At 52.8% G+C, this 24,089-nt stretch carries 22 protein-coding genes; 7 read left to right on the top strand and 15 right to left on the bottom strand.

Annotated elements, in window-relative coordinates; all coding sequences use genetic code 11:
- The first annotated feature begins 114 nt into the window (after positions 1-114).
- The 3 genes from PJU73_RS02425 (at position 115) to PJU73_RS02415 (ending at position 4,248) form a co-directional block, all read left to right on the top strand.
- On the top strand, positions 115-1,947 hold the full coding sequence (locus PJU73_RS02425) for a murein hydrolase activator EnvC family protein (protein ID WP_237090848.1): 1,833 nt from the start codon (positions 115-117) through the stop codon (positions 1,945-1,947).
- Between the two features lie 104 nt (positions 1,948-2,051).
- Positions 2,052-3,527 (top strand): S41 family peptidase, encoded by a 1,476-nt coding sequence (locus tag PJU73_RS02420; RefSeq protein ID WP_237090847.1) that lies wholly within the window; start codon positions 2,052-2,054, stop codon positions 3,525-3,527.
- Between the two features lie 124 nt (positions 3,528-3,651).
- Positions 3,652-4,248, top strand: a complete 597-nt coding sequence (locus PJU73_RS02415) for a hypothetical protein (protein WP_237090846.1) — start codon at positions 3,652-3,654, stop codon at positions 4,246-4,248.
- A 205-nt stretch (positions 4,249-4,453) separates the two neighbouring features.
- Here the strand turns inward: PJU73_RS02415 and kdsA are convergent, their stop codons facing one another.
- The 5 genes from kdsA to PJU73_RS02385 form a co-directional block, all read right to left on the bottom strand.
- On the bottom strand, positions 4,454-5,296 hold the full coding sequence (gene kdsA / locus PJU73_RS02410) for a 3-deoxy-8-phosphooctulonate synthase (protein WP_237090845.1): 843 nt from the start codon (positions 5,294-5,296) through the stop codon (positions 4,454-4,456).
- Positions 5,297-5,336: 40 nt separating this feature from the next.
- Positions 5,337-5,720 carry an aspartate 1-decarboxylase gene (gene panD / locus PJU73_RS02405; protein WP_237090844.1) on the bottom strand — a complete coding sequence of 128 codons (384 nt, stop codon included), beginning with the start codon at positions 5,718-5,720 and terminating at the stop codon, positions 5,337-5,339.
- 330 nt (positions 5,721-6,050) lie between these two features.
- Positions 6,051-8,315 (bottom strand): DNA internalization-related competence protein ComEC/Rec2, encoded by a 2,265-nt coding sequence (locus PJU73_RS02400; RefSeq protein WP_237090843.1) that lies wholly within the window; start codon positions 8,313-8,315, stop codon positions 6,051-6,053.
- 287 nt (positions 8,316-8,602) lie between these two features.
- The gene (locus tag PJU73_RS02395; protein WP_237090842.1) at positions 8,603-9,382 is read right to left on the bottom strand and encodes a ferredoxin--NADP reductase; all 780 of its coding nucleotides are present in this window, start codon (positions 9,380-9,382) and stop codon (positions 8,603-8,605) included.
- A 306-nt stretch (positions 9,383-9,688) separates the two neighbouring features.
- Positions 9,689-10,846 carry a trans-sulfuration enzyme family protein gene (locus PJU73_RS02385; RefSeq protein ID WP_237090841.1) on the bottom strand — a complete coding sequence of 386 codons (1,158 nt, stop codon included), beginning with the start codon at positions 10,844-10,846 and terminating at the stop codon, positions 9,689-9,691.
- Positions 10,847-11,211: 365 nt separating this feature from the next.
- Here PJU73_RS02385 and folE2 point away from each other — a divergent pair, with 365 nt between their 5' ends.
- The gene (folE2, locus tag PJU73_RS02380; protein ID WP_371871488.1) at positions 11,212-11,985 is read left to right on the top strand and encodes a GTP cyclohydrolase FolE2; all 774 of its coding nucleotides are present in this window, start codon (positions 11,212-11,214) and stop codon (positions 11,983-11,985) included.
- Between the two features lie 200 nt (positions 11,986-12,185).
- Positions 12,186-13,979 (top strand): protein-disulfide reductase DsbD, encoded by a 1,794-nt coding sequence (gene dsbD, locus PJU73_RS02375; protein WP_237090839.1) that lies wholly within the window; start codon positions 12,186-12,188, stop codon positions 13,977-13,979.
- A gap of 259 nt (positions 13,980-14,238) precedes the next feature.
- On the opposite strand, the gene trxA is transcribed toward dsbD, so the two are convergent.
- From trxA to PJU73_RS02335, 8 genes are all read right to left on the bottom strand, one after another.
- Complete coding sequence (gene trxA / locus PJU73_RS02370; RefSeq protein ID WP_237090838.1) at positions 14,239-14,571, bottom strand: thioredoxin TrxA; 333 nt, start codon at positions 14,569-14,571, stop codon at positions 14,239-14,241.
- A gap of 97 nt (positions 14,572-14,668) precedes the next feature.
- Complete coding sequence (locus PJU73_RS02365; RefSeq protein WP_237090837.1) at positions 14,669-16,213, bottom strand: ABC transporter ATP-binding protein; 1,545 nt, start codon at positions 16,211-16,213, stop codon at positions 14,669-14,671.
- Positions 16,214-16,234: 21 nt separating this feature from the next.
- A complete protein-coding gene (locus PJU73_RS02360; RefSeq protein ID WP_237090836.1) occupies positions 16,235-17,779 on the bottom strand; it encodes a fatty acid--CoA ligase in 1,545 nt (514 codons plus the stop codon).
- Positions 17,780-17,958: 179 nt separating this feature from the next.
- Complete coding sequence (locus tag PJU73_RS02355; RefSeq protein ID WP_237090835.1) at positions 17,959-18,984, bottom strand: ABC transporter permease; 1,026 nt, start codon at positions 18,982-18,984, stop codon at positions 17,959-17,961.
- Between the two features lies 1 nt (position 18,985).
- Positions 18,986-19,159 carry a hypothetical protein gene (locus PJU73_RS02350; protein ID WP_237090834.1) on the bottom strand — a complete coding sequence of 58 codons (174 nt, stop codon included), beginning with the start codon at positions 19,157-19,159 and terminating at the stop codon, positions 18,986-18,988.
- Positions 19,160-19,252: 93 nt separating this feature from the next.
- Complete coding sequence (locus PJU73_RS02345) at positions 19,253-20,299, bottom strand: ABC transporter permease subunit (protein ID WP_237090874.1); 1,047 nt, start codon at positions 20,297-20,299, stop codon at positions 19,253-19,255.
- 84 nt (positions 20,300-20,383) lie between these two features.
- Positions 20,384-21,313, bottom strand: a complete 930-nt coding sequence (locus tag PJU73_RS02340; protein WP_237090833.1) for a CobW family GTP-binding protein — start codon at positions 21,311-21,313, stop codon at positions 20,384-20,386.
- Positions 21,301-21,774 (bottom strand): Fur family transcriptional regulator, encoded by a 474-nt coding sequence (locus PJU73_RS02335; protein ID WP_237090832.1) that lies wholly within the window; start codon positions 21,772-21,774, stop codon positions 21,301-21,303. Before PJU73_RS02335 ends, PJU73_RS02340 begins: the two co-directional genes overlap by 13 nt.
- 40 nt (positions 21,775-21,814) lie before the next feature.
- Between PJU73_RS02335 and PJU73_RS02330 the strand changes: the two genes are divergently transcribed.
- Positions 21,815-21,970: a hypothetical protein gene (locus PJU73_RS02330; protein WP_237090831.1), complete on the top strand. Its 156-nt coding sequence runs from the start codon at positions 21,815-21,817 to the stop codon at positions 21,968-21,970.
- Here PJU73_RS02330 and PJU73_RS02325 read toward each other — a convergent pair.
- Positions 21,963-22,787, bottom strand: a complete 825-nt coding sequence (locus PJU73_RS02325) for an SDR family oxidoreductase (RefSeq protein ID WP_237090830.1) — start codon at positions 22,785-22,787, stop codon at positions 21,963-21,965. The two genes, PJU73_RS02330 and PJU73_RS02325, sit on opposite strands and share 8 nt — an antisense overlap.
- 136 nt (positions 22,788-22,923) lie before the next feature.
- On the opposite strand from PJU73_RS02325, the gene PJU73_RS02320 reads away from it, so the two are divergent.
- Complete coding sequence (locus PJU73_RS02320) at positions 22,924-23,376, top strand: c-type cytochrome (RefSeq protein WP_237090873.1); 453 nt, start codon at positions 22,924-22,926, stop codon at positions 23,374-23,376.
- Between the two features lie 183 nt (positions 23,377-23,559).
- On the opposite strand, the gene PJU73_RS02315 is transcribed toward PJU73_RS02320, so the two are convergent.
- Positions 23,560-24,078: a hypothetical protein gene (locus tag PJU73_RS02315; protein ID WP_371871489.1), complete on the bottom strand. Its 519-nt coding sequence runs from the start codon at positions 24,076-24,078 to the stop codon at positions 23,560-23,562.
- Positions 24,079-24,089 lie beyond the last annotated feature (11 nt).

The following is a 24,089-nucleotide window of genomic DNA, read 5'->3' as shown; positions in this document are numbered from 1 at the left end:
TATCGCAAATTCACGTGAAAACAATACCGAAGAATTTCACAATCCGGTTTTCAGACGGCCTTACGGACAGTATAATCCCAGCATTATCTTATTTCGCCCGAAACAGAATCCATCATGCGCTATAAATCCCTTCTGCTCGCCCTGCTCGTGTGTTTTTCCGCCCAAGGCTACGCCGCCGACAACACCAAAGACAAAAAAGCTCCCGCCAAAAAAGCCGTAGCGGCGGCGCAAGCTGAAAAAGCAGCACCGAAAAAAGGCAAAGATGCCGCAACCAAAAAAGCCCAAGAACCGGCCAAAGAACGTGCCGCCAAAAACAGCCGCACGGATAATGCCGCTGCTAAAAAAGGCAAAGCCGCCGAGCAGAGCAAAGCTCAAGCAGAAAAAAAAGCCGATGCTGTGAAAAAAAACAATCAGGCCGACAACAAAGCGGACAAAAGCAAAAACGCTAAAAACGCCCGAGACAAAGCCGCAGCCGAGCCGAAAAACGAGAAAAACGGCAAACGCTCCGCCCGTGCCGAAAAAAATGCCGAAGCAGCCAAAAACAGTGAAAAAACCGCCGACAACGGCAAAACCCATACCAAAAACGGCAAAAAAAATCCGGCTGAAAAAACCGCAGCCGACAAGCGTCAAAATACCAAAGAAGCGGCTGCTGAAAAACACCAAGCAGCCAAAGAAACATCGGCCGCCAAAAATGTGAAAAACCGCAAGGCCCAAGCCGCTGAAGCGGAAACGAAAAATGCCGCCGCCAAAACCGAAGATTCCGCCGAATTGCGTGCCGCCGTTGCCGCCGCTACCCGTGATGCGGAAGAGAAAAAAGCGCTGCTGCGCCAATCGGAAGCCCTGCTGATCAAAGTCAGCACCAATCTGAAAGAATTGCAGCAGGCCAGAATCAATCTGGCCGATGTCAACCGCCAGCAGCGGGACGCATGGGCGAAGTTCCAAAAAACCAATGCCGAACTCAACCGTCTGAAAACCGAAATCGCCAACACACGGGCGCAGATTTCCCGTTTTGTTTCCGGAAATTACAAAAACAGCAGCCCCAACGCCGTGGCACTGTTTCTGAAAAATGCCGAACCGGGTCAGAAAACCCGCTTCCTGCGTTACACCCGCTACATCAATCAGGCCAATGAAAAAGTAATGGCGGATTTAAACAAACAGCAAAAAGCGCTGGCGGCGCAGGAAAACCGTCTCAACGCCGAATTAGGCCGTCTGAAAAACCTGCAAAGCAAAGCGCAGGCGGCGTTGAAAAAACAGGGGGCAAGCAATACGGCGGAACAAGTCGAAAGCCGCCGCCAGAATGCCCAAATGGCGAAAGAAGCGCAAAAAGTCGTGCAGCAGAAAGCCAACGACCAGCGTTTGAATAATTTATTGAGCGATTTGGAACAACGCAAAGCCGAGCAACGCAAACAGGAAGCCCTTGCCCGCAAAAAAGCGGCGCAGGCACGTTTGGAGGCCGCCGAGAAAGCCCGCAAAGCCGAACAGGCCGCCCTTTCCAATCTGACCGAAGAAGACATGAAACTGAAAGCGCCGACAGCGGCGGCACAAACCGCCGCCAACAGCTTCAGCCGTATGCAGGGGCGTTTGGGCAAACCGATTAACGGCACACCGGCCGGCCTGTTCGGCCAAACCCGGGACAGCGGCGGCGAAGTATGGCGGGGCGTGTTCTACCAAGCACCGAAAGACAGCACCGTCAGCAGCATTGCCGCCGGCAGCGTGGTTTATGCCGACAAACTGGCAGACTACGGCAATGTGGTGGTAATCGACCACGGCGACAATTATGTCAGCGTGTATTCCGGTTTAAATGAAATTAACGTATCCACAGGCTATAATGTCGGCGCAGGCAACAAACTCGGCACCAGCGGCACACTTCCGAGCGGCGAAGAAGGCCTGTATCTGGAAATCCGCAACAAAGGCCGCAATATGAATCCGCTCTCGTGGATTAATTAACCCGCCCGACAAACACTTTTCAGACGGCATCAGGCCGTCTGAAAATCTGCACAACAACTATTCCGCCCAAACGGCGGAACGACACACAGAAAGCTCCATCCGATATGATGAAACCCACCCTGAAAAAAGTTGCCATCTACACCCTCGGCGCATTCAGCGGCATTGCACTGAGTTTGAGCGTACAAAGTTTCGCCGCCGGAAAAGAGAAAAAAGACGAACCGTTTCCGGTGCAGTCTATCCGAGCGATTGCCGAAGTGTACGGCCAGATCAAAGCCAACTATTATCAAGACAAAGCCGACAGCGAATTATTTGAAGGCGCAATGAAAGGCATGGTCGGCGGGCTGGATCCGCATTCCGAATATATGGACAAAAAAGGCTATGCCGACCTGAAAGAATCCACCAAAGGCGAATTTGGCGGCTTGGGCATGGAAATCGGACAGGAAGACGGCTTCGTCAAAGTCGTTGCCCCGATTGAAGATACTCCCGCCGAACGTGCCGGTGTGAAAAGCGGCGACTTTATCGTTAAAATCAACAACGAATCCACCCGAGGCATGACCGTCAGCCAAGCCGTGAAAAAAATGCGCGGCAAACCCGGCACCAAAATCACCCTCACCCTGTCCCGCAAAAACGCCGACAAACCGATTGTCGTCAATCTGACCCGTGCCATCATCAAAGTCAAAAGCGTGCGCCACCACCTGCTCGAACCGGGCTACGGCTATATCCGCATTACCCAGTTCCAAGAGCAAACCGTCGAAGCCCTCAACAAAGCCGCCCAAGATTTGATCAAACAAAACAAAGGCTCGCTCAAAGGCATCATCCTCGACCTGCGTGACGACCCCGGTGGTCTGCTCAACAGCGCAGTCGGCATTTCCGCCGCCTTCCTGAAAGACAACGCCCCCGTTGTCAGCACCAAAGGGCGGGACGGCAAAGCCGGCATGAGCCTGAAAGCCACACCGGAAGACTACACCATCTTCGGCGAATCCGACCCGCTCACCGGCTTGCCGCAAGAATTGAAAACCATTCCGATGACCGTATTGATTAACGCCGGTTCCGCATCCGCCTCCGAAATCGTTTCCGGCGCACTGCAAGACCACAAACGGGCAGTGATTGTCGGCACCCAAAGTTTCGGCAAAGGCTCGGTGCAGACCGTCATTCCGCTGTCCAACGGCACAGCCATGAAAATCACCACCGCCCTCTACTACACCCCGAACGACCGCTCGATTCAGGCACAAGGCATCGTTCCCGATGTAGAAGTCAAAGACAAAGAGCGCACCTACGAAAGCCGTGAAGCCGATCTGGTCGGCCATATCGGCAATCCGCTCGGCGGCGAAGACGTAAACAGCAGCAACGAAGATGCCGCCGACCGAGTAACCGTCGAAGCAAAAAAACCGAAAACCGACAAAGAAAAAGAAGAAGACATCATCGCCCGCCGCACCCCGAATCCGGCCAAAGACGACCAACTGCGCAAAGCCTTGGAACTGGTCAAAGACCCCGCCCAATGGCAGAAGTCTTTAGGTCTGGCAGCCAAAAAACCGGTAGTGAAAAAAGACAAGAAAGACGATAAAGATGACGATAAATAAGCCACATCCACATCCTTAAAAAAAAAGGCCGTCTGAAAACGCCGAACCGTTTTTCAGATGGTCTCTTGTCCGCGTGCCGGACTTTAGAACCCTCACCTTGTTTTTCATTAAACAGGTTGAGGATATGGAAAATATCCGCCCCTATTTTAACCGGAAAAACAACATGAAGATTTTAAAAAGTATCTTGCCCGCCTTAATGGTTTCATCAAGCCTGATATTCCTCAGTCCGTCCGCATCCGCCGAACCTAAACAAAACTCCGCCACCGCAGAGCAGGCCGACAGGATGTACATTGCCGACAAAGTCGGACAAAATGATTTATACGGATTTTGGGGTGATGCGGAAGCAAATGAAGAAGGTTCGCTGATTAACACGACAGCTATGTACCCCGACGGCACAGGTGTGGACATCATGCTCTTGACAGTGAAGGCCGAAGGAAAACCCATTATCATCAAACAGGAATTCACTTGGACATTTGATGAAAAGCGGCAGGCTCTTCAGCAGACTATTGCCGATTATCGGGTTGTGAAAGATGGCAGAGAACAGCAGGACAAGAAAGAAATCGGGAAGAAAAGTACGGCTAAAGTCAAGATGCTTGTTGTAGATAACAAGCCGGGTATGTTGGAACTGACCGATGAGGAAAGCGGCGATCGGATGACTTATCTCAAGCAAGATTTAGAAAAATTCCTCAACACTCTGGAAGATACAGTACAAAAACCATAGTGAATTAACCAAATTTTTAGCACACTCTACATTTAACTCGACTCTCATTCCCGCCTGTGTGAGAATGACAAGGGAAATTGTATAAAAATTAAGTAGATTAATGACAGTAGCTTACAGGTTTGTACAGAAAATTTGATGTTTTAACTAGAACATGCCGTCTGAAAATCACTTTTCAGACGGCATGGTTTTGATTCCATTACTTAATTTATTCAATCACCATCGGTGCAAACGATTTTACGGTGTCGTCCACGGCTTTGACCCGAATCAGGAAATCTTCGAGTTGCGCCAGCGGCAAGGCGCTGGGGCCGTCGCAGCGGGCTTGGTCGGGGTTGGCGTGGGCTTCGAGGAAAAGGCCGGCCAAGCGGGTGGCCATGCCCGCCTGTGCTAAATCCAAGGCCTGTGTGCGGCGGCCGCCAGAAGCGGCTGCGCCGCTGGCACGGGTTTGCAGGGAATGGGTTACGTCAAAGATAATCGGCAAGCCGCCGCAGCTTTGTTTCATTACGCCGAAGCCGAGCATATCGACTACCAGATTGTCGTAGCCGAAATTTGCGCCCCGTTCGCATAAAATCAGTTTGTCGTTACCGGCTTCTTGGAATTTTTCCACGATGTTTTTCATTTGCGACGGGCTGAGAAACTGCGGTTTTTTGATGTTGATAACATTGCCGGTTTGCGCCATGGCGACCACCAAATCGGTTTGGCGTGCCAAAAAGGCGGGAAGTTGGATAACGTCGCAGACTTCGGCAACGGGGCGGCATTGGTACGGTTCGTGAACATCGGTAATCACGGGAACATTAAATTCCCGCTTCACCGCTTCAAAGATTTTCAGGCCTTCGTCCAAGCCGACACCTCGGAATGAGTGGATAGACGAGCGGTTGGCTTTGTCAAACGAGGCTTTGAACACATAGGGAATGCCGAGTTTTTGGGTAACGGCAACATAATGTTCGCAGGCTTTCAGCGTGGAATCGAGGTCTTCCAAGACGTTGATGCCGCCAAACAGGGTAAACGGTAAATCGTTGCCGACATTCAGATGGTTGATTTGGATATTCATGGCTGTCCTTTCATTATGGGACGGATTGGGGGAATTGCGGCTATAAAACGGTGTGCGGCGGTTCGTAAGCAATCACTTCACGAATTTTGTTTTGCCCATCCACCAATACGACTTTGGGTTGGTGGGCGGCGATTTCGGGTTCGGAAAGCATCACATACGACATGATAATCACAATATCGCCTTTCTGCACCAGCCTTGCAGCGGCACCGTTGAGGCACACGACACCGCTGCCCCGTTTGCCGGCGATGGTGTAGGTTTCCAAGCGTTCGCCGTTGTTATTATTGACGATGGCGACTTTTTCATTGACGCAGATACCGGCGGCATCCAGCAAATCTTCGTCAATAGTAATGCTGCCGACATAGTTTAAATCGGCTTCGGTTACGGTGGCACGGTGGATTTTGCCGCCCAACAGGGTACGGAACATGGGTTTCCTTTAAATCTTATCGTGAATTCGCTTTAAAAGTATTACGGCGTTGGCTCGCCTTGCCGTACTACCTGTACTGTCTACGGCTCGCCGCCTTGTACTACTTTTAAAGTGAACCCACTATAGTAGGTCTGACAGGATTTTCAGACGGCATGCCGTCTGAAAACAGAGCGTTTCGTTTAGTAGCGGAACAACCCGAAGTCATCGGCAACGAACCCTGTCCCGCCGATGAGACAGGGAACCGATAGATAACACACTCCGGTCATTCAGGTAAACATTAAAGCCCCGCATTATAACCTGATTTACGGCGATACGCTCAAACCGCCGACGCTACGGCACAGCGGCAAACGGTTTTTTCTGCCAATAAAAACGGTACGGCCTCATGCTGCCCTGAAAGATTTCTCCGCTGCCGCCCAGTTCAAACTGCAACGCACCTTGATAATCGGTACGCAGCAATTTAATGCCGTGCGCCCGCACCCTGTTTTGCACTTCCTGCGTCGGGTGGCGGTAGCTGTTGGCATAGCCGCTGGAAGCCACGGCATAACGGGGCGATACGGCATTGAGAAACACGCCGGAAGAAGCGCTGCTGCTGCCGTGGTGTCCCAACACCAACACGCTGCTGTATAAGGCTTCGCCGTATTTCGCCACCAGCGCCGCCTCGCCCTTCTGCCCCAAATCGCCGGTAATCATCACCGCCTGATTGCCCGCTACGGCACGCAGCACACAGCTTTGGTCGTTATCATCGTTGCTCACTTTTCCCGCCGGCCGCAAAAATTCAAAATACACGCCGTTCCACCACCACGACGTTTCGCCGCACAACTGCGCCGCCGCATAAAATTCAGGCTGCCCCGCCGCCAAATCGGCGATTGTCCGATTTCGGCGCACGGCGGGAAAACCGCCGTCATGGTCGCTGTCGTGGTGCGACAAAATCAGTTTGTCCAAACGGCGTATGCCCAAAGCGTTCAAACTCGGCACAATGCCCGTCGCCGCCGCAGCGGCCGTACCCGTGTCAAACAATAAATCATGATCCTTGGTTTGCAGCAACACCGACAAGCCTTGTCCGGCATCCAATACCGCCATTTTCAGACGGCCTTCCTCAAGCGGCGGCGGACGATAAAACACAAATCCGGCCAACACCAGCCACGCCCACAGCCGCATACCGCTGCCCCTCGGCAACAAGGCGGCCGCAGCAGCCACCGCCGCCAACGCCAGCAGCGGCACAGGCGGCACGGCCACCGCCCATTCCGGCGCAAAATCCGCCAGCCACATCAGCGCCCGCAGCGTATATTCCGCCAAAGCCGCCGCCAAAATCTGCAACGGCGCAAGCGGCAACAGCGAACCCAGCAGCGCCAACGGTGTCAGCACCCACGAAAACCACGGAATCGCCAAGGCATTCACCAAAGGGCTGATCAGCGGCAACGAAGCAAAAATACTGCCCAGCAACACCAACGATCCCACCGTTGCCGCCCATTGCCCGTGCAAGGCCGTCTGAAAACCCGCATAAATATTCTTTTCCGCTCCCGAAGCCCTGCCCAGCCGCCCTGCCGACACCCAAATCAAACTCGCAATCAAACCGAACGACAGCCACGTTCCCACGCCCAATACTGCCGAAGGATCAAACAGCAACACCGCCGCCAGCGCCGCCCACCAGCCCGACCACGCCGTTGCACCCCGTCCCCGCAGCCATGCCCAAGCCAGCACCGCCAACATCAGCACACTGCGCTGCGTCGGCACGGAAAACCCCGACAAGGCCGCATACGCCGCCGCCCCCAACAAACCGCCGACCAACACCCAACGCTTCGGCCGCTGCGGCAAATATGGCGAGCAGCGCAGCAACATCTTCATCAAACCGCCGCACATCAGCGCCACCATCGTAACATGCAGCCCCGAAATACTCACCAAATGCGTCATCCCCAAAGGCCGGAACGCCTGCCACACCGCAGGCCGCAGCGCCGACTGTTCACCGATACTCAACATCCGCATCAACGCCATGCCGTCTGAAAACCCGTATTCCGGCGACACCGACCGCTGCCAGCTCCGGCGTATCCTTTCCCGCCACAAAGCCCAAACCGAAGCCGAACCTGCCGCCAAACGCTGCCGCCCCTTTGCCAACGTTCCCACCCCGCCGATACCGTTTGCCAAAGCCCACGTTTCACGGTTCAAACCCCGAATATTCACCGCCCCCACCGCCGGACGCAGCTTCGCCCCAACCCGCCAGCGGCTGCCCACCGGCCAATCCCGTTTCCCGTAATCCGACAACAACAACTGAAACACCCGCCCATCATCACACCAAGCCCGAGCAAGAAACTGCGTTTTGCGGCTATCCGCATACGGCAAATCCACCACCTCCACCGTCAAAGCCGCCTCCCGCTGCACCAGCGGCCACTGCTCCGCCAAAGCCGACTCCGTCCGCCACACCCCGTAAGCCATGCCCGCCACCGCCGCCAACACCCAAATCAGCCAACGAAAACGCAGCGCCAATCCCGCCAGCCCAAACAAAACCACCGCCCATACCGCCCAATGCGGCACAAACGGCAACGCAAACGAAACCGCCACCCCCAACACCCAACACGGCAGCAGATACGGCATCAGCATGATTTCTCTCCTTTATAGTGGATTCACTTTAAAAGTAGTACAAGGCGGCGAGCCGAAGACAGTACAGGTAGTACGGCTAGGCGAGCCAACGCTGTAATACTTTTAAAGTGAATTCACGATATTATCATTTTGTTTTTATTTTGAATTATAAAAATAATAAAGGAAGTTTAGCAAATAATCATAAAAACAAGCCGTCTGAAAATTAATTTTCAGACGGCTTTAGCATAATATTTACAGCGCGTGCATGCTGAGGCAAGCACGCTACAGTGTTTTTGATTGTGGTCGAATTAAAACCCGTTTTCCAATAAAATCTGGCCCGGTAAGCGGTTGCGGTGCATGGTGTAGCCTAGATCGAGCAGGGTTTGCAGGGTGTCTTTGACCATTTCGGGGTTGCCGCAGACCATAAAGCGGGTGTCTGTCGGGTTGAACTGCCAGCCCAGTTGCTGCGCTAAGATGTTTTGTTTGAGCAATTCGGGAATCCGTTTGCCGCCGAGGGTGTGGCCGGTTTGTTCTCGGGTGGTTACGGGGATAAAGTGGAATTTGTGGAAATATTCTTCGATAAGCGGGTGTTCTGCCAGCGCTGCCAAGCGGTCGTTGAAAATCAGTTCGCCGACATAGGATACGGAATGTACCAGCGCTAAGCGGTCGAAGCGTTGCCAGATTTCGGGTTGTTCTAAAATCGATAAAAACGGGGCGATGCCGGAACCGGTGGCGAGCATCAGTAAGTCTTTGCCGTCGGGGAAACGTTCGGGCAACAGAAAGCCGGTGGCGGTTTTGTCGAGCAAAATAGTATCGCCGGTTTTCATTTCGGCGAATTTTGCCGACATCGGGCCGTTTTCAATTAAGACGGCGAAATATTCGAGCGTGTCGGCGTATTCGGCGGATACGATTGAGTAAGCGCGCCAGATGAAGCCTTCGCCGTCCCGAAAGCCCAAGCGGGAAAACTGTCCGGCGGAAAAGCGGTAGGCTTCGGGGCGGGTGATGGCAAATGTCATCAGTTTGGGCGTATGCTGTTTGACCCACAACACTTGCTCTTCGGTAAATTTGGCTTCGGGGGCGGCTGCCATGTCTGTGTTCCAATCAGAATTTTAAACGGGTTTATTATACCGTGAATTCACTATTGCGGAATGTTCGGCAAGGTTGGCTGTTTCGTTGCCTCCCACAATACAATCATCAAAGGCCGAGATCTTTGCAAATTCCCTATCTTTGGTACATTTCTTCGTTATGCGCTGCTCAAAATCTTGACTATCTTTATGATATATCTTCGATTTTTGTGCTGCTATAACTTCGAACTGTACTCAAATCTAGGGTTTTGCAAAGGTCTCAGGCCGTCTGAAAACTGATTTTCAGACGGCCTTGCTTGCACGGCGGGTTTACAGTGTGCTGTTTAAGGCGGTGGAAATGTCCTGCCAGATGTCTTCTACGTCTTCCACGCCGATGGAGAAGCGCAGCAGGCCTTCTTTGATGCCCATCTGCATTTTTACATCATGCGGCACGCCGCTGTGGGATTGGGAATAGCAGTGATTGACCAGACTTTCCACGCCGCCGAGGCTGGCGGCCATTTTGACGATGTTCATGTTTTGAATCACGCTGTCGGCGGCGGCTTTGCTGTCGTTTTTCAGGTAAACGGTTACTACGCCGCCTATGCCTTTGGGCATTTGGGCTTTTGCCAGTTCGTGATGTTCGTGCGACGGCAAGCCGGGGTAAAACACCCGCTCAATGGCGGGATGACTTTCCAGCCGTTTGGCGATCTCCAATGCGTTGCGGCAATGTGCCTGCATCCGCAGGGCAAGGGTTTTGATGCCGCGCAACACCAGCCAGCAGTCCATCGGACCAGCAATGGCACCGGTATTGACCATCATGTTGTGCAGCGGTTTGGCCAATTCGGGGGTTTTCACCACTACCACGCCCATCAATACGTCGGAATGGCCGCACAGGTATTTGGTGGCGGAGTGGAACACAATATCGCAGCCCAGCGTCAGCGGCTGTTGCAGATACGGGGTGGCAAAGGTGTTGTCGATGCCGACCAGCGCACCGGCGGCTTTGGCTTTTTCTGCCAGTGTTTTGATGTCCACCAGCCGCAAGAGCGGGTTAGACGGCGTTTCCAGCCATACCAGTTTGACAGTTTGTTTGGCAAGAATATCGTCTAAATTGGCGGGATTGCTCAAATCGGCAAATACGACATTGATGCCCCATTTGGCATACACATCAACCAATAAATCGTAAGCGCCGCCGTAAATATCGGATACGGCAACCACGGTATCGCCCGGCTTTAGAAAGGTGCGCCACACGGCATCAATGCCCGCCATGCCGCTGGAAAAGGCAAACGCCGCTACGCCCTGCTCCAAGTCGGCAACGGTGTCTTCCAAGACTTGGCGGGTCGGATTGCTCAGGCGGGAATAGCGGTAAGGTGTCTGTTCGCCGATGCCGTGCATGGCAAACATGCTGTTTTGGTAAATCGGCGGCATCAGGGCTCGGTTGTGTTCGTCGCAGTCGTAGCTGGAATGTATGGCTTTGGTGGAAAATTCCATCGTCTATTCCTTTTTCAGACAATAAGATATTGATTTAAAAATGGCTCTGTCGGGCGGGTGAATGCTGCTTATTCTATCACTATCTTTAAAATAGTAACAATCAATTAAAATCGCCGATTTGGCTTTTGGCTTCTCCGGCACAAGTGGTATAATCGGAAACCTTAAAATAAGAAACCGAACTGGTTATCAATCCTTTTCAGACGGCTGCTCCCGCCCTGAAACACCGCATCTTAATAGTGGATTCACTTTAAAAGTAGTACAAGGCGGCGAGCCGCAGACAGTACAGGTAGTACGGCTAGGCGAGCCAACGCCGTAATACTTTTAAAGTGAATTCACGATAGCATTAAATGAAGGAAAAAATACGCATGAACGCCATTGCAGACGTGCAATCCAGCCGTGATTTACGCAACCTGCCGATTAATCAGGTCGGCATCAAAGATTTACGCTTCCCAATCCGCCTGAATACTGCCGAGGGCGAACAGGCAACCGTTGCCCGCCTGACGATGACGGTTTATCTGCCCGCCGAGCAAAAAGGCACGCATATGTCCCGCTTTGTGGCGATGATGGAACAGCAGGAAGCGGCGCTGTCGTTTGCCGAATTGCGCCGCATGACTGAAAATATGCTGGTGCTGCTGGACTCGCATTCGGGCAAAATCCAAGTTTCGTTTCCGTTTTTCCGCAAGAAAACAGCGCCGGTTTCGGGCATTCAGTCGCTGCTGGATTATGATGTTACCTTGGTCGGCGAAATCGAAAAAGGCGCTTACCGTTACAGCATGAAAGTAATGGTGCCGGTTACCAGCCTCTGCCCGTGTTCCAAAGAAATCTCGCAATACGGCGCACACAACCAGCGTTCGCACGTTACCGTCAGCCTCGATGCCTGCGCCGAAATCGGCATCGAAGAAATCATCGATTATATCGAAGCACAGGCAAGCTGCCAGCTTTATGGTTTGCTCAAACGCCCGGATGAAAAATACGTTACCGAAAAAGCCTATGAAAATCCGAAGTTTGTCGAAGATTTGGTACGCGATACGGCAACGGTTTTGATGGCGGACAAACGCATTGAACGCTTCGTGGTGGAAAGCGAAAACTTCGAATCCATCCACAACCATTCCGCTTACGCCTATATTGCTTATCCGTAAGCTGCAATGCCGTCTGAAAACCGGATTTTGCGTTTTCAGACGGCATTGTCCATAGTGGCTTAAACACAAAGCAGGTAAACCGGCCTTGTTTGCGTCCGAACAAAGACAAGCCCGCCTGTTTTGCGTTTAATTCACTATAACAACGGCCGCAGCGTATCGGCCCACCTGCAACAGGAAACAGAAATCACTAGGAAACTTACATGAAAAAAATCCTCTATTTTCTCGCCGCACTGCTCTCCCTCTCCGCTCCGGTTTTGGCGGATACGGTGGACGCTTCCCAGCTGCTGCCGCCCGAAGAAGCCTTTTCGCCGCTGCTTGAAGTCAGCGACCAAGGTGTCCATGCCCGTTTCAAAATCGCCGACGGCTATTATCTCTACCAAGCCAAAATCACTGCTGAAACCGAACCTGCTGCTTTGTTGGGCGAACCATCTTTCAGCCAAGGCGAAGAGAAAAACGATGAATTTTTCGGCAAACAAACCGTGTTCCACCACAATGCCGAAGCCGCATGGCCCTACACAAACCGCCCGTCTGCCGCCTACAAACTGGTTTTGAACTATCAGGGCTGCGCCGAAGTCGGCGTGTGCTATCCGCCGGTAACGACCGAATTTGATATTCAGGGCAACGGGCTGTATCAGCCGCCGGGTGAAGATGCTGCTTCCGCCAAAGAGCGTTTTACCCAACCTGATTCGGCACGCCCCGCCAGCAAACCTGCTGCCTCTTCTAGCCGTTTCAAACTTTCTTGGGACACTTTAAACGCCAACCTGTTGGCGTTTTTTCTCGCCGGCTTGGGCTTGAGCTTTACCGCCTGCATGTATCCGCTGCTGCCGATTGTGTCGGGGATTATTGTCGGCGATAAAAATACCGACAAACGCCGTGCCTTTTTGCTCTCCAATGTTTATGTGCAGGGCTTGGCGCTGACCTATACGCTGGTCGGCGTGATTGCCGGACTTACCGGCGCTCTGCTTACCGTCTGGCTGCAGCAGCCGTGGATTGTCCTTGCCGCCGCTGCGCTGATGGTGGTGCTGGCGCTGTCGATGTTCGGCCTGTTTGATATCCAACTGCCCGCCTCCGTCCAATCTTATTTCCAAAACCAAAGCAACCGACTCTCCGGCGGCAAAATCGCCTCGGTCTTTATTATGGGTATGCTCTCGGCGCTGATTGTCGGCCCTTGCGTCGCCCCGCCGCTGGCATTTGCCTTGGGCTATATCGGCCAGACCGGTGATGCCGTACTCGGCGGTTTGGCGCTGTATGTCTTAGCACTCGGCACCGGCGTGCCGCTGATTATTATCGGCACCTTCGGCGGCCATATCCTGCCCCGTGCCGGCGGCTGGATGATCGGCATCAAATACGCCTTCGGCTTTATCCTGCTCGCCGTTGCCGTATATCTTGCCACACCGCACCTGCCCTACGCTCTGACTGCCGCACTCTACACCCTGCTGCTTATCGTACCCGCTGCCCTGCTGCTGCGCCAAATGTCCCGCGAGCAAGGCCGTCTGAAAACCGTTTGCGCCGTGTTGGGCATTTTTCTGCTTGCAGGCGGCGGCTGGTTCGGCTGGCAAAGCTACCGCAGCCAAGCCACCGCCCTGCACCATTTCCTGACCCTGAGTCCGCCAAGCAGCAGAGAAACCGCCCACTACGGCAAAGTCTTTACCGACACCGCCGAACTGCAACAGGCCATTGCCGAGGCTTTTGCACAGCAACCCGACCAACCGGTGATGCTCGACTTTTACGCCGACTGGTGCGTATCCTGCAAAGAAATGGCCGCCTACACCCTCAACCAGCCGCAAGTGCATGAAGCCGTCGATATGCAGCGCTTCTTCCAAATCGACGTAACTGCCAACACCCCCGAACATCGGGCGCTGCTGAAATCCTTCGGCCTCTTCGGCCCGCCGGGCGTATTTGTTATTCATCCTGACGGTAGCCACAGCGAAGCCTTATTAGGCTTTGTACCACCCGAACAGTTTATCGAGTGGTACAAACAAAACAGCCGTTAAGTTGGTATGAAAAACATAAGCCGTCTGAAAACGCACGACGCTCGTTTTCAGACGGCTTATGTTTAACGTTTTTCCCCGCAACAACCCACTGCCTAGTTTTTCATCAATACCGATTTACCTTTTCCGTTCAATCCGATAATCAGCTTTTCCACAAGCTGTTCACATCTTCTTCCTGATTTTTGTGTATAGTAAACCTACCATATAAAAACAGGATAAACGGCAACCAACCGTTTATCCTGCTGTCTTTCCAATCCGCCGGTTAGGCGATGGAAGCGGTAACGAATGCGCTCAGTTGGCCTTTTGCCAATGCACCGACTTTGGTAGCGACGTTTTCGCCGTTTTTAAACACCATCAGCGTTGGGATACCGCGTACACCGAATTTTACCGGAGTTTGTTCGTTTTCATCGATGTTGATTTTGACCACTTTCAGACGGCCTTCAAACTCGGCGGCGATTTCGTCCAACAGCGGGGCAATCATGCGGCAAGGGCCGCACCATGGCGCCCAGAAGTCCAGCAATACGGGAACTTCGGATTTTAAAACGTCTTGTTCGAAATCTGCGTCGGTAGTGTGTAAAACCAATTCGCTGCTCATGTTCTTTCCTTTTTAAAATGGAGATGGGTGTTGCGGCCGGTGATCTTGTCTGTCCGGCGCTGACTGTCGGCTAGAATAAGGGCAAATGCCCGAAATTTCAAGGGGTGAAGCCGGATAATAGTTTTTGTGTATAGGGCGCATGGGGATTGGCAAACACATTTCGGCAATCCCCCGCTTCGACAACCCTGCCTTCTTTCAGCACCATCACCCGGTGCGACAGGGCGTGAATCACGTTTAAATCGTGGCTGACAATCATCATGCTCAGGCGGTATTGCTGCTGTAATTCGGCGAGCAGGTCGATGATTTGCTGCTGCCATTGTTTGTCCAGTGCGCTGGTCGGTTCGTCTAAAACCAAGATTTCGGGACGTACGGCCAATGCACGGGCGATGGCGATACGCTGGCGCTGGCCGCCGGAAAATTCGTGGGGGAAACGCTGCATGGCTTCTTCGTCCAGACCGACCTGCTGTAATACTTCCGCTACCCGCTGCCGTTTTTGCGCCGCTGTCCACGAGGGTTCGTGTATCCGCAGGGCTTCGGATACGGTTTCAAAAATATTCATTCTCGGATTGAATGCGCCAAACGGGTCTTGAAACACGATTTGCACGGCACGGCGGGATTGTCTGCTTAAATCCTGACCGTGCATTTTCAGACGGCCTGCAAACGGTATCAGCCGCAAAACGGCTTTTGCCAAGGTGGTTTTGCCGCTGCCGCTCTCGCCGATAATGCCCAAGGTTTCGCCGCTTTTCAGGGTAAAGTCCAACGGTTCGAGCAGGGTTTTGCTGCGTTTTTTCCACCAACCGGCGGATTCTTTGACAGCAACGGCAAGCTGTCGTGCTTCCAGCAGTATCGGCGCATTGTCGGGCAACGGGGCGGCGTGGCGGGTTTGGTCGCTGCCGAGCAGGATTCGGGTATATTCGTGCTGCGGGTCGGCAAACAGGCTTTGTGCGCTGCCTTGCTCGACAATTCTGCCCTGCTGCATCACGACAACGCTGTCGGCAAAACGGCGCACCAGATTCAAATCGTGGGTGATGTAAATCAGGGTCATATTGCGCTGCTGTTGCAGGCGTGCCAACAAATCTAAAATCTGGGTCTGCACCACGGCATCGAGGGCGGTGGTCGGTTCGTCGGCAATCAGCAGTTTGGGTTCGCCCGCCACCGCCATGGCAATCATCGCCCGCTGGCGCTGCCCGCCCGACAGTTGGAAAGGATAGGCTTTGGCTTTTTCGGCTGCGTCCCGAATGCCGGTTTCTTCAAGCAATTCAACGGCACGAAACCACGCCTGTTTGGCATTCAGCCCCAAATGCAGGGTCAGCACTTCGGCAATCTGTTTGCCGACAGTCATCACCGGATTGAGTGCCGTCATCGGTTCTTGGAACACCATGCCGATTTCCCGCCCGCGCCGCTTTTGCAGGGCTTTTTCAGACAGGTTCAGCAAATCTTCGCCGGCGAATTTCAGACGGCCTTGCAGGCGCACCGCCGGATTAAGCCGCATGATTGCCTGCGCCAATACGGTTTTGCCGCTGCCGCTCTCGCCGACAACTGCCAAACGGCTGCCGGCGGCTACCTTCAGGTTGATGTCGTGCAGCACCTGTTTGTCGGGAAAGGCGGCGTTTAAGCCTTGGATTTCTAAAATGGTTTCCATATCGAGCAGGCCGTCTGAAAATCAGCTTTGGGCTTCAAGCTGCTGTTTCAATACCCGTTTCAATACTTTGCCGGTGGCGTTGCGGGGCAATTCTTGTTCAAACACAATCTGTTTGGGTAGTTTGAAATTCGCCAAGTGCTGACGCAGATAATTGCGGACGGTTTTTTCGTCCAGCTCGGCTTTGTCTTTCAGTTGGATAAACGCCACGATTTCTTCATCGGCATAACGGTCTTTCACGCCGATTACCGCTGCAGCTTCCACTGCTTCCAGTTTGTAGATGATTTCTTCGATTTCGCGCGGATAAACGTTTTGGCCTTTGGTAATAATCAAATCTTTTTTGCGGTCAACGATAAAGATAAAACCCTCATCGTCCACGGTAACCAAATCGCCGGTTTTCAGCCAGCCGTTGCTCATCACTTCATCGGTGGCATCGGGCATATTCAGATAGCCCTGCATTACCGAATCGCCTTTGACAATCAATTCGCCCACTTCGCCGTGCGGCAATTCGACCAATTCTTCGTCCACCACTTTGACCTGATAGCCCGGCAACGGACGGCCGACGCTGGCGACTTTCTGTTTTTCCAAAGTGTTTGCAGCCACCACCGGCGAGCATTCGCTCAAGCCGTAACCCTCGACCAGCGTGGCTTTAGGGAATTTGACTTTAAAATCGGTAATGGTCTGTTCCGCCAGCGGTGCGCCGCCGCTGATAAACAGGCGTACCCGGTTGAACCAGCGGAAATACCACGGAATATGCGCTTTGCCCATGGCGGTATAAATGGCGGGTACGCCCAAAAAGACGGTTGCCCGCTTGAACAATACCTGTTTGAGTACATTGGAAAACGGGAATACGGATTTCACCAGAATAATCGAGCAGGACGAGAATACCGGCAACAATACCATCGCCGTGAGCGTGAAGCTGTGGAACATCGGCAAAAAGACGACAAAACGGTCTTTTTTGGAAATTTTAAACACCTGCTCCACGCCGTGCAGATTGGCAAACAGGTTGCGGTAGCTGATTAAAGCGCCTTTCGGGTGTCCGGTGGTGCCGGAAGTGTAGATAATATGTGCCAAATCATCGATTTGCGGCTGACGGCTCAAATCCGGCTGCTTGGCGTAACGCTGCGCTTCGGCAAAATCTACATCACCGGTTTCCGCCGCTTCCATGCCGCCGATCCAAACAGTACGCTGCAGGGCGGTTTGCTGCTTCACGCCTTTCAGCTCTTTTGCCAAACCCGCCGAAGCCAGCAGAAACTGCGCCTGACAATTATTGAGAATGTAAACGATTTCTTCGTTTTTCAAAAAGATATTCATCGGCACGGCGACCGCACCCAGCGCCGTAACCGCAAAATATGCCGAGATAAATTCGGTGGAATTGCTCACCAACATCGCCACTTTGTCGCCGAAACCGACCCCCATATCCTGCAGATAGGCGGCAACCGAATCGACTTCCTGTTTTAATTCGCGGTAGCGGATTTTGGTTTTATCGTCAAACAACGCCACACCGCCGCCGTTTTTGCGGCAAGCGGCATTGAGCATTTCATATAAATTGTTATAAATATAATTCATTTTATTCTCAATTCAAATGTCGCTGAAACACTTTTCATACCGGCGTGTTCCGGCGGTCCATATCGTTTCTGCCCGTTTCCGATTGATACAAATTAAGTTGCGCAAAAAATCCGCTAAAGTGAATTTAAAGTGAATTCACAATATACTCGGTTTTCAGACGGCATCAAAAGCCCGTCATGCTACCCTTTTCGCGCCCGTACGTCAAAAGCCAGCCGCACGCCCTCACCGATCATCACCAGCAAAACCAGCATCAGCGTCAGCACGGCTATGGTCGGCAAGCCGATCCACCACGCATCGAGATTGTCTTTGCCCTGCGAGAGCATTTCACCCAAACTGGCCTGCGAAGCGCCCACGCCCAAGCCGAGAAAATCAAGGCTGGTGAGCGCCAAAACCGCTCCGGAAATGCGGAACGGCAAAAACGCCAGCACCGGTGTCAGACTGTTGGGCAAAATATGCCGCCACATAATTGCAGCAGGCCCCACGCCCATGCTTTTTGCCGCCAACACATAATCCGCCTGACGGTTTTTCAAAAACTCCGCCCGCACATAGTCCGACAGCCCGACCCAACCGAACAGTGACAGTAAAACCAATAAAATCAGCAGGCTCGGATTAAAAAAAGACGACAGAATAATCAGCAGATACAGTTCGGGCAATCCGCTCCAGATTTCGAGAAAACGCTGAATCAGCAAATCGGTTTTGCCGCCAAAATAACCCTGCACCGCTCCGACCACCACGCCGATGGCGGTGGTTACGGCGGTGAGCAGCAGCGCAAACAGCAGCGAATCCCGAAAACCGTACACCAGCCGTGCCAACACGTCCCGCCCGTGGTCGTCCGTTCCCAACCAATGTTTTTCAGACGGCCTGTCGGGATTGGGGGCGGTATCGAAATCGTTTAAAGTATCCGCCGCATAAGGATTGGGCGGATACACGGCAAAATTGCCGCCCTCGGTAATATTGCGGCGGATCAGCGGATCGAGATAATCTGCAGGCGTGGCAAAATCGCCGCCGAACACGGTTTCATGATAATCGTGAACCAGCGGAAAATAGTTTTTGCCCTGATAATGCACCCACAAAGGCTTGTCGTTGCTCCACAGCGGCGCAAGCAGGGCAACCGCAAACAGCAGCAGCAACAGATTCAACGCCCAGCGCCCCCGCTTGTGCCGCTTAAATGCCTGCCATACCGTGTTTTGGGAAAGATTGTTCATATCATTTATAAGCCAACTTTTCCAATTCGGCTTTATGTGCAGCAATTACCCTTTTGGCGCTGCGCATCACCAGCCGTTTGGTTGCTTCATCATTTTGAAAATGAATATCGACCACTTTATTTGCTTCTTTTTGATATTCCCGACTTTCGGCTGAAATGTCTTTTAAACGTTTCATTCTTAAAACTACTCCATCAAATATCGTAAGCCGTCTGAAAATAAACAAAGCGGGGTTCTGCAATGCTCACAACAGCACGCAAATCGCCGCAATCTATTTCTGTCCGTCAAAGTGAATCCTCGGGTCAATCCACGAATAGGAAATATCCGACAACAGTTTGGCCAGCAGCCCCATCAGGGTGAACACATACAGCGTTCCCATTACCACCGGATAATCCCGCTTCATCACCGCTTCGTAGGAAAGCAGCCCCAAGCCGTCGAGCGAAAACAGGGTTTCGATGAGCAGGCTGCCGGTAAAAAATGCGCCGATAAAGGCGGCGGGGAAACCGGTAATCAGCGGAATCATGGCGTTGCGGAAAATGTGTTTCCACAAAATCTGCCGCTCGGGCAAGCCTTTGGCTCGGGCGGTATAGACGTATTGGCGGCGGATTTCTTCGAGAAAAACGTTTTTAGTCAAAAGCGTCATCACGGCCAGATTACCCGCTACCGAAGCGGTAATCGGAAGAGCGATGTGCCACAGATAATCTTTGATTTTTCCTGCCTGCGACAATGTGTCGAAATCGTCGCCGACCAAGCCTCCCTGCGGAAACCATGCCCAAAAGCTGCCGCCACCGAACAACACCAGCAGCACCAGCCCTAAAACAAACGGCGGCACGGTATAGCCGACCAGCACCGCCACGCCGGTAAGTGCATCAAAACGGCTGCCGTCTTTCACGGCTTTGGCAATGCCCAAGGGAATGCAGATGAGATAGGTCAAAACAAATGTCCACAAGCCCAAACTCATGGACACGGGCATTTTTTCTTTGATCAGCTCGAATACGGTTTGATGATGGAAAAAACTTTCGCCCAAATCAAAACGGGCAAACCGCACCACCATATCGGCAAAACGGGTCAGCGGCGGTTTGTCGAAACCGTAGAGCGCATTGAGCGCCGCCAAATCGTCGGCACTGAGTGCGCCGTTTTTCAGCACATTCGCCGAACCCGCTGCCGCTTCGCCGACTGCGCCGCTTTGGGTCAGTTGCTGCACCATCTGTTCCACCGGTCCGCCGGGGACAAATTGGATAATCGCAAACGTTACCGCCAAAATGCCGAGCAGCGTGGGGATTAAGAGTAATAAGCGTTGTAGGATATAACGCCACATAGCCTGCCTTTGTTTATCGACGATGGTGAATTCACGACAGGCCGTCTGAAAATCGGGTTCACTCATTTTTCAGACGGCCTTGCTTTATTTTTCCAGCGCCTCGTTTAAGGTTTGCTCAATCAAATCGGCATCAAACGATTTGGCAATCAGCTCGAAACGGGAATCCCGCCGCCATGATACTTGGCTTGCGCCCCAGCGGCCGTCCACCCAGTTGAGCCATACCCATGTTCCCAATACTTGGAACACGCCTTTGGCACGCACCAAGCCTTCGGTCATATTGGGCAACTCGTCAAAAAAGCGGGTCAGCTTTTCGCCGTCGAAATCCTGTCCGGCGGGGAATGTAAACCCTTCCGACTGATAACCCATCGTGTTATCTGGCAAGGCTTTGAGGCGGTAGCGGGATTTTTCGGTAACGGGAATATCCAGCCACTGAATGTCTAATCGGGCATTTTGCACTTCCACCACTTTGGCTTTGGGCGGAAACAGCTTGGCCGCTTTTTCGTGAAATTCCGCCAACTGTTCGGGACTGCACAAATCGGTTTTGCTCGCCACCAACACATCGCAAACGCCGATTTGGTCTTTATACAAAGCCTGTCCTGCATAATCGGGCGAAATAAACTGGCGGGGATCGACCACGGTAAACACCGCCGCCACTTCGAGCAGATCACCCAAAGGTTTGGCTTTCAATTCGTCAATCACGCTGGCGGCGTGCGCCAAGCCGCTGGCCTCAATCATCAGGCGGTCGGGTTGGGCTTCCTGCAGCATTTTTTGAACGGTCGCCCCCATTTGCGACCCGGCGGTGCAACACAGACAGCCGCCGGCGATTTCCGCCACGGGAATGCCGTCATCACTCAACACAGCACCGTCAATGCCGATTTCGCCGAACTCATTAACAATAATCACCCATTTTTCGTCAGGGTCTTTTTGTGCCATCAGGCTTTTGAGGGCGGTGGTTTTGCCTGTTCCCAAAAAACCGGAAATCAGGTGGACTTTGGTTTTATTTATTGTCGGCATTTGCTGCAGATTCCTGTTAAAACAACATGTTCTTCTTTAAGGACAAAACCGCTTTCAGCAACGCCGCGGCACAATGCCGCCCATTCGCTGCTGAGGGTTTGCTCGTCCACCGTGCCGCATTCGGTGCAGACCAAAATAAATGCGCTATGGTGGTGCGACTGTTCGTCATGGGCGTGGCAATGGTCGCTGCATTCGTGCTGGGCGTGGCTGCACAATACATAGCCGTTGACCGCCGCCACTTTGTGCAACACGCCCTGCTCCGCCCAAAAATCCAAGGCACGGTATGCCGTCGGCGGCGCAACCACGCCCTCGCTCTGCTGCTGCATCTGCGACAAAACATGGTAGGCTTTAATCACGCCGGTCTGCTGCAAAATAATGTCCAGCACCTGTTCGCGCAAAGCCGTTACCTGCGCCCCGTTGTGCTGCGCCTGAGCAAGAATTTTCTGTTTGAATTTATTCATAAGCATTGGTGGATTGTGAACCGGTAAAGCATTTTGTGAGATGTTCCATTATAACACGCAGCCTTTGCCGCCGACACAAGGCCGTCTGAAAACGAGCGAAGCGGGTTTCTGCGCAGCTAAAACCGAAGGTTTCACCAAAACGAGCGAAGCGGGTTTTCAGACGGCCTTGCTGATATTTCCCATCGGCATTATTTAAACCACGCTTTGATTTTGGCAAACAGCGACGTACTCTGTTTATCAAAATCCTGCACTTTTTCTGTCGGCGGCGGATTTTTTGCCACCGGCAATGCGCCGAAACTCTGCGATACCGGCATGATTTCAACCGTGTTCACATTCATATGCGCCGGCCGCTGATACAGCCACAACGCCGTGTCGGCAATATCCTGCGGCAGGATAAACTGCGTATGTTCATACACTTTCGCCGCCCGTTCGCCATCACCTTTAAACCGCACTTGGGAAAACTCGGTATCACCACACAAACCCGGCTCGATATTGCTCACCCGCACGCCCGTTCCCGCCAAATCGGCACGCAGATTCAGGCTGAACTGGCGCACAAATGCTTTGGTTGCGCCGTACACATTGCCGCCGGGATAAGGATACGTTCCCGCAATCGAACCCAGATTCATAATATAGCCGCTTTTTCTCGCCACCATCTGCGGCAGCACTTGGCGGGTGAGAAACGCCAGCCCGACAATATTGGTCTGAATCATGGTTTCCCAGTCGGCAAAATCCGCTTCGTGGGCAGCGTCCAAGCCCAAGGCCAAACCAGCATTGTTGATCAGGCAATCGATTTCCCGAAACGGCTCGGGCAGGCTGTCCAAAGCCGAACGCACCGACTGCGTATCGGCAACATCCATCTGCAAAGCATAAAAATTACCGCCCAATTCCGCCGCTAGCTGATTCAGTTTCTCCACCCGTCTGGCCGCACCGATAACGGCATAACCGGCCGCCGCAAAGGTGCGGCACATCGCCTCGCCGAAACCCGCCGAAGCGCCGGTAATCAGAATCGCCATAATTTTTCCTTTCGTTTTTTAACACGGTTTTCAGGTATGATTAGGTTTTTTTTCAGACGGCCTGTTGCTTGCAAAGCCGTCTGAAAACATCATATCACAGAAAACAAGCCATCCCGATAAGGAACAAACCATGAACATCAAAACCCCGATTCTCCTCAGCGCCGCCCTGCTGCTTTTGGCCGCCTGCGGCAACAGCCAGCCCGAACAGCCCAAAGGCCCGATTTCCGAAGACCGCTCTGCTGCGTTCAAATCCATGATGCCCGACTTTATGACCATGGGCAAAATGGTCAAAGGCGAAGAAACCTACGAAGTGGAAAAATTCAAACAGGCCGCCGCCACTTTTGCCGCCAACAGCAAAAAGCCGTTTGACTTCTTCCAAACCGACCCGCAAGGCAACGGCGAAGCCTTGCCTGCGATTTGGGAAAAACCGGCCGATTTCACCGCTGCGCAACAGCAGTTTGAAGCCGCCGTCGCCAAACTCAGCGAAGCCGCCCAAACCGCCGATCTGCAAGTCATCAAAGCCGCCTACGGCGAAGTCGGCGCAAGCTGCAAAAGTTGCCACGACAGTTTCCGTATGCCGAAACAGTAATTCCGACAAATATTGCGGATAACGCAGGCCGTCTGAAAACGGGGTTCGCTAACCAATCCCCGTTTTCAGACGGCCTTGTTGATAAGAAACAAGCGTTTTATAGTGAAATAACGCCAAAGCAATACAAGTCGGCAAGCCGAAGCCAACGATGGCGTGCTTTGAGGTTATTTCACCATACAATTTTTAATAATGCCGCCGTCGGAACGTAAACCGGCCTTCGCTGTCCAATTCCAATACATAACGCCCGTTTTGCACCGCCGCATAACCGCTTCCGCTCTGCTGCGGCTGCAATCCCGCATGGCCGATTAAATAATCGCTTAATTTATCGGCATCTTCGGCAATGTTGGCAACCAGTTGCTCAAATAATGTGCGGCACACACTTTGCGCTTGCCAGTCGGTTTTTCCCGCTTCCAAACATTTTCCGCTAATCGCTTCCAAATCGTTGCTGTGTTTGCCGGTCAGGCGGATATGGTTGGGCTGCTCCATGCCGGCAATCAGATAATCAGCCACCGGCTTGCCCGCTTCGTCTTGCCCGTTTTCGGGTTGCTCCAACGCCAAACCCTGCAGGGCGGCGGTATCGATGTATTTCACACGAAACACGGGCTTGGGCGCAAGCTGCGCTGCGGCTTCGCCGTCGGTTTTGCCGCCGCAGGCTGCGAGCAATGCCGCCACCGGTAAAATAATGTATTTTTTCATATTGATTGTGATTGACA

The organism is Neisseria lisongii (assembly GCF_028463985.1).
Classification (GTDB): Bacteria; Pseudomonadota; Gammaproteobacteria; order Burkholderiales; family Neisseriaceae; genus Neisseria; species Neisseria lisongii.
The sequence above is the reverse complement of the archived record's forward strand: the minus strand, read 5'-3'. Positions and strand labels throughout refer to the sequence as shown.

Bases quoted from the DNA above. Each gene is read 5' to 3' on its own strand.
- PJU73_RS02425 (WP_237090848.1), top strand. From the start codon at position 115: ATGCGCTATAAATCCCTTCTGCTCGCCCTGCTCGTGTGTTTTTCCGCC.
- PJU73_RS02420 (WP_237090847.1), top strand. From the start codon at position 2,052: ATGATGAAACCCACCCTGAAAAAAGTTGCCATCTACACCCTCGGCGCA.
- PJU73_RS02415 (WP_237090846.1), top strand. From the start codon at position 3,652: ATGGAAAATATCCGCCCCTATTTTAACCGGAAAAACAACATGAAGATT.
- kdsA (WP_237090845.1), bottom strand. From the start codon at position 5,296: ATGAATATCCAAATCAACCATCTGAATGTCGGCAACGATTTACCGTTT.
- panD (WP_237090844.1), bottom strand. From the start codon at position 5,720: ATGTTCCGTACCCTGTTGGGCGGCAAAATCCACCGTGCCACCGTAACC.
- PJU73_RS02400 (WP_237090843.1), bottom strand. From the start codon at position 8,315: ATGCTGATGCCGTATCTGCTGCCGTGTTGGGTGTTGGGGGTGGCGGTT.
- PJU73_RS02395 (WP_237090842.1), bottom strand. From the start codon at position 9,382: ATGGCAGCCGCCCCCGAAGCCAAATTTACCGAAGAGCAAGTGTTGTGG.
- PJU73_RS02385 (WP_237090841.1), bottom strand. From the start codon at position 10,846: ATGGAATTTTCCACCAAAGCCATACATTCCAGCTACGACTGCGACGAA.
- folE2 (WP_371871488.1), top strand. From the start codon at position 11,212: ATGAACGCCATTGCAGACGTGCAATCCAGCCGTGATTTACGCAACCTG.
- dsbD (WP_237090839.1), top strand. From the start codon at position 12,186: ATGAAAAAAATCCTCTATTTTCTCGCCGCACTGCTCTCCCTCTCCGCT.
- trxA (WP_237090838.1), bottom strand. From the start codon at position 14,571: ATGAGCAGCGAATTGGTTTTACACACTACCGACGCAGATTTCGAACAA.
- PJU73_RS02365 (WP_237090837.1), bottom strand. From the start codon at position 16,213: ATGGAAACCATTTTAGAAATCCAAGGCTTAAACGCCGCCTTTCCCGAC.
- PJU73_RS02360 (WP_237090836.1), bottom strand. From the start codon at position 17,779: ATGAATTATATTTATAACAATTTATATGAAATGCTCAATGCCGCTTGC.
- PJU73_RS02355 (WP_237090835.1), bottom strand. From the start codon at position 18,984: ATGAACAATCTTTCCCAAAACACGGTATGGCAGGCATTTAAGCGGCAC.
- PJU73_RS02350 (WP_237090834.1), bottom strand. From the start codon at position 19,159: ATGAAACGTTTAAAAGACATTTCAGCCGAAAGTCGGGAATATCAAAAA.
- PJU73_RS02345 (WP_237090874.1), bottom strand. From the start codon at position 20,299: ATGTGGCGTTATATCCTACAACGCTTATTACTCTTAATCCCCACGCTG.
- PJU73_RS02340 (WP_237090833.1), bottom strand. From the start codon at position 21,313: ATGCCGACAATAAATAAAACCAAAGTCCACCTGATTTCCGGTTTTTTG.
- PJU73_RS02335 (WP_237090832.1), bottom strand. From the start codon at position 21,774: ATGAATAAATTCAAACAGAAAATTCTTGCTCAGGCGCAGCACAACGGG.
- PJU73_RS02330 (WP_237090831.1), top strand. From the start codon at position 21,815: ATGTTCCATTATAACACGCAGCCTTTGCCGCCGACACAAGGCCGTCTG.
- PJU73_RS02325 (WP_237090830.1), bottom strand. From the start codon at position 22,787: ATGGCGATTCTGATTACCGGCGCTTCGGCGGGTTTCGGCGAGGCGATG.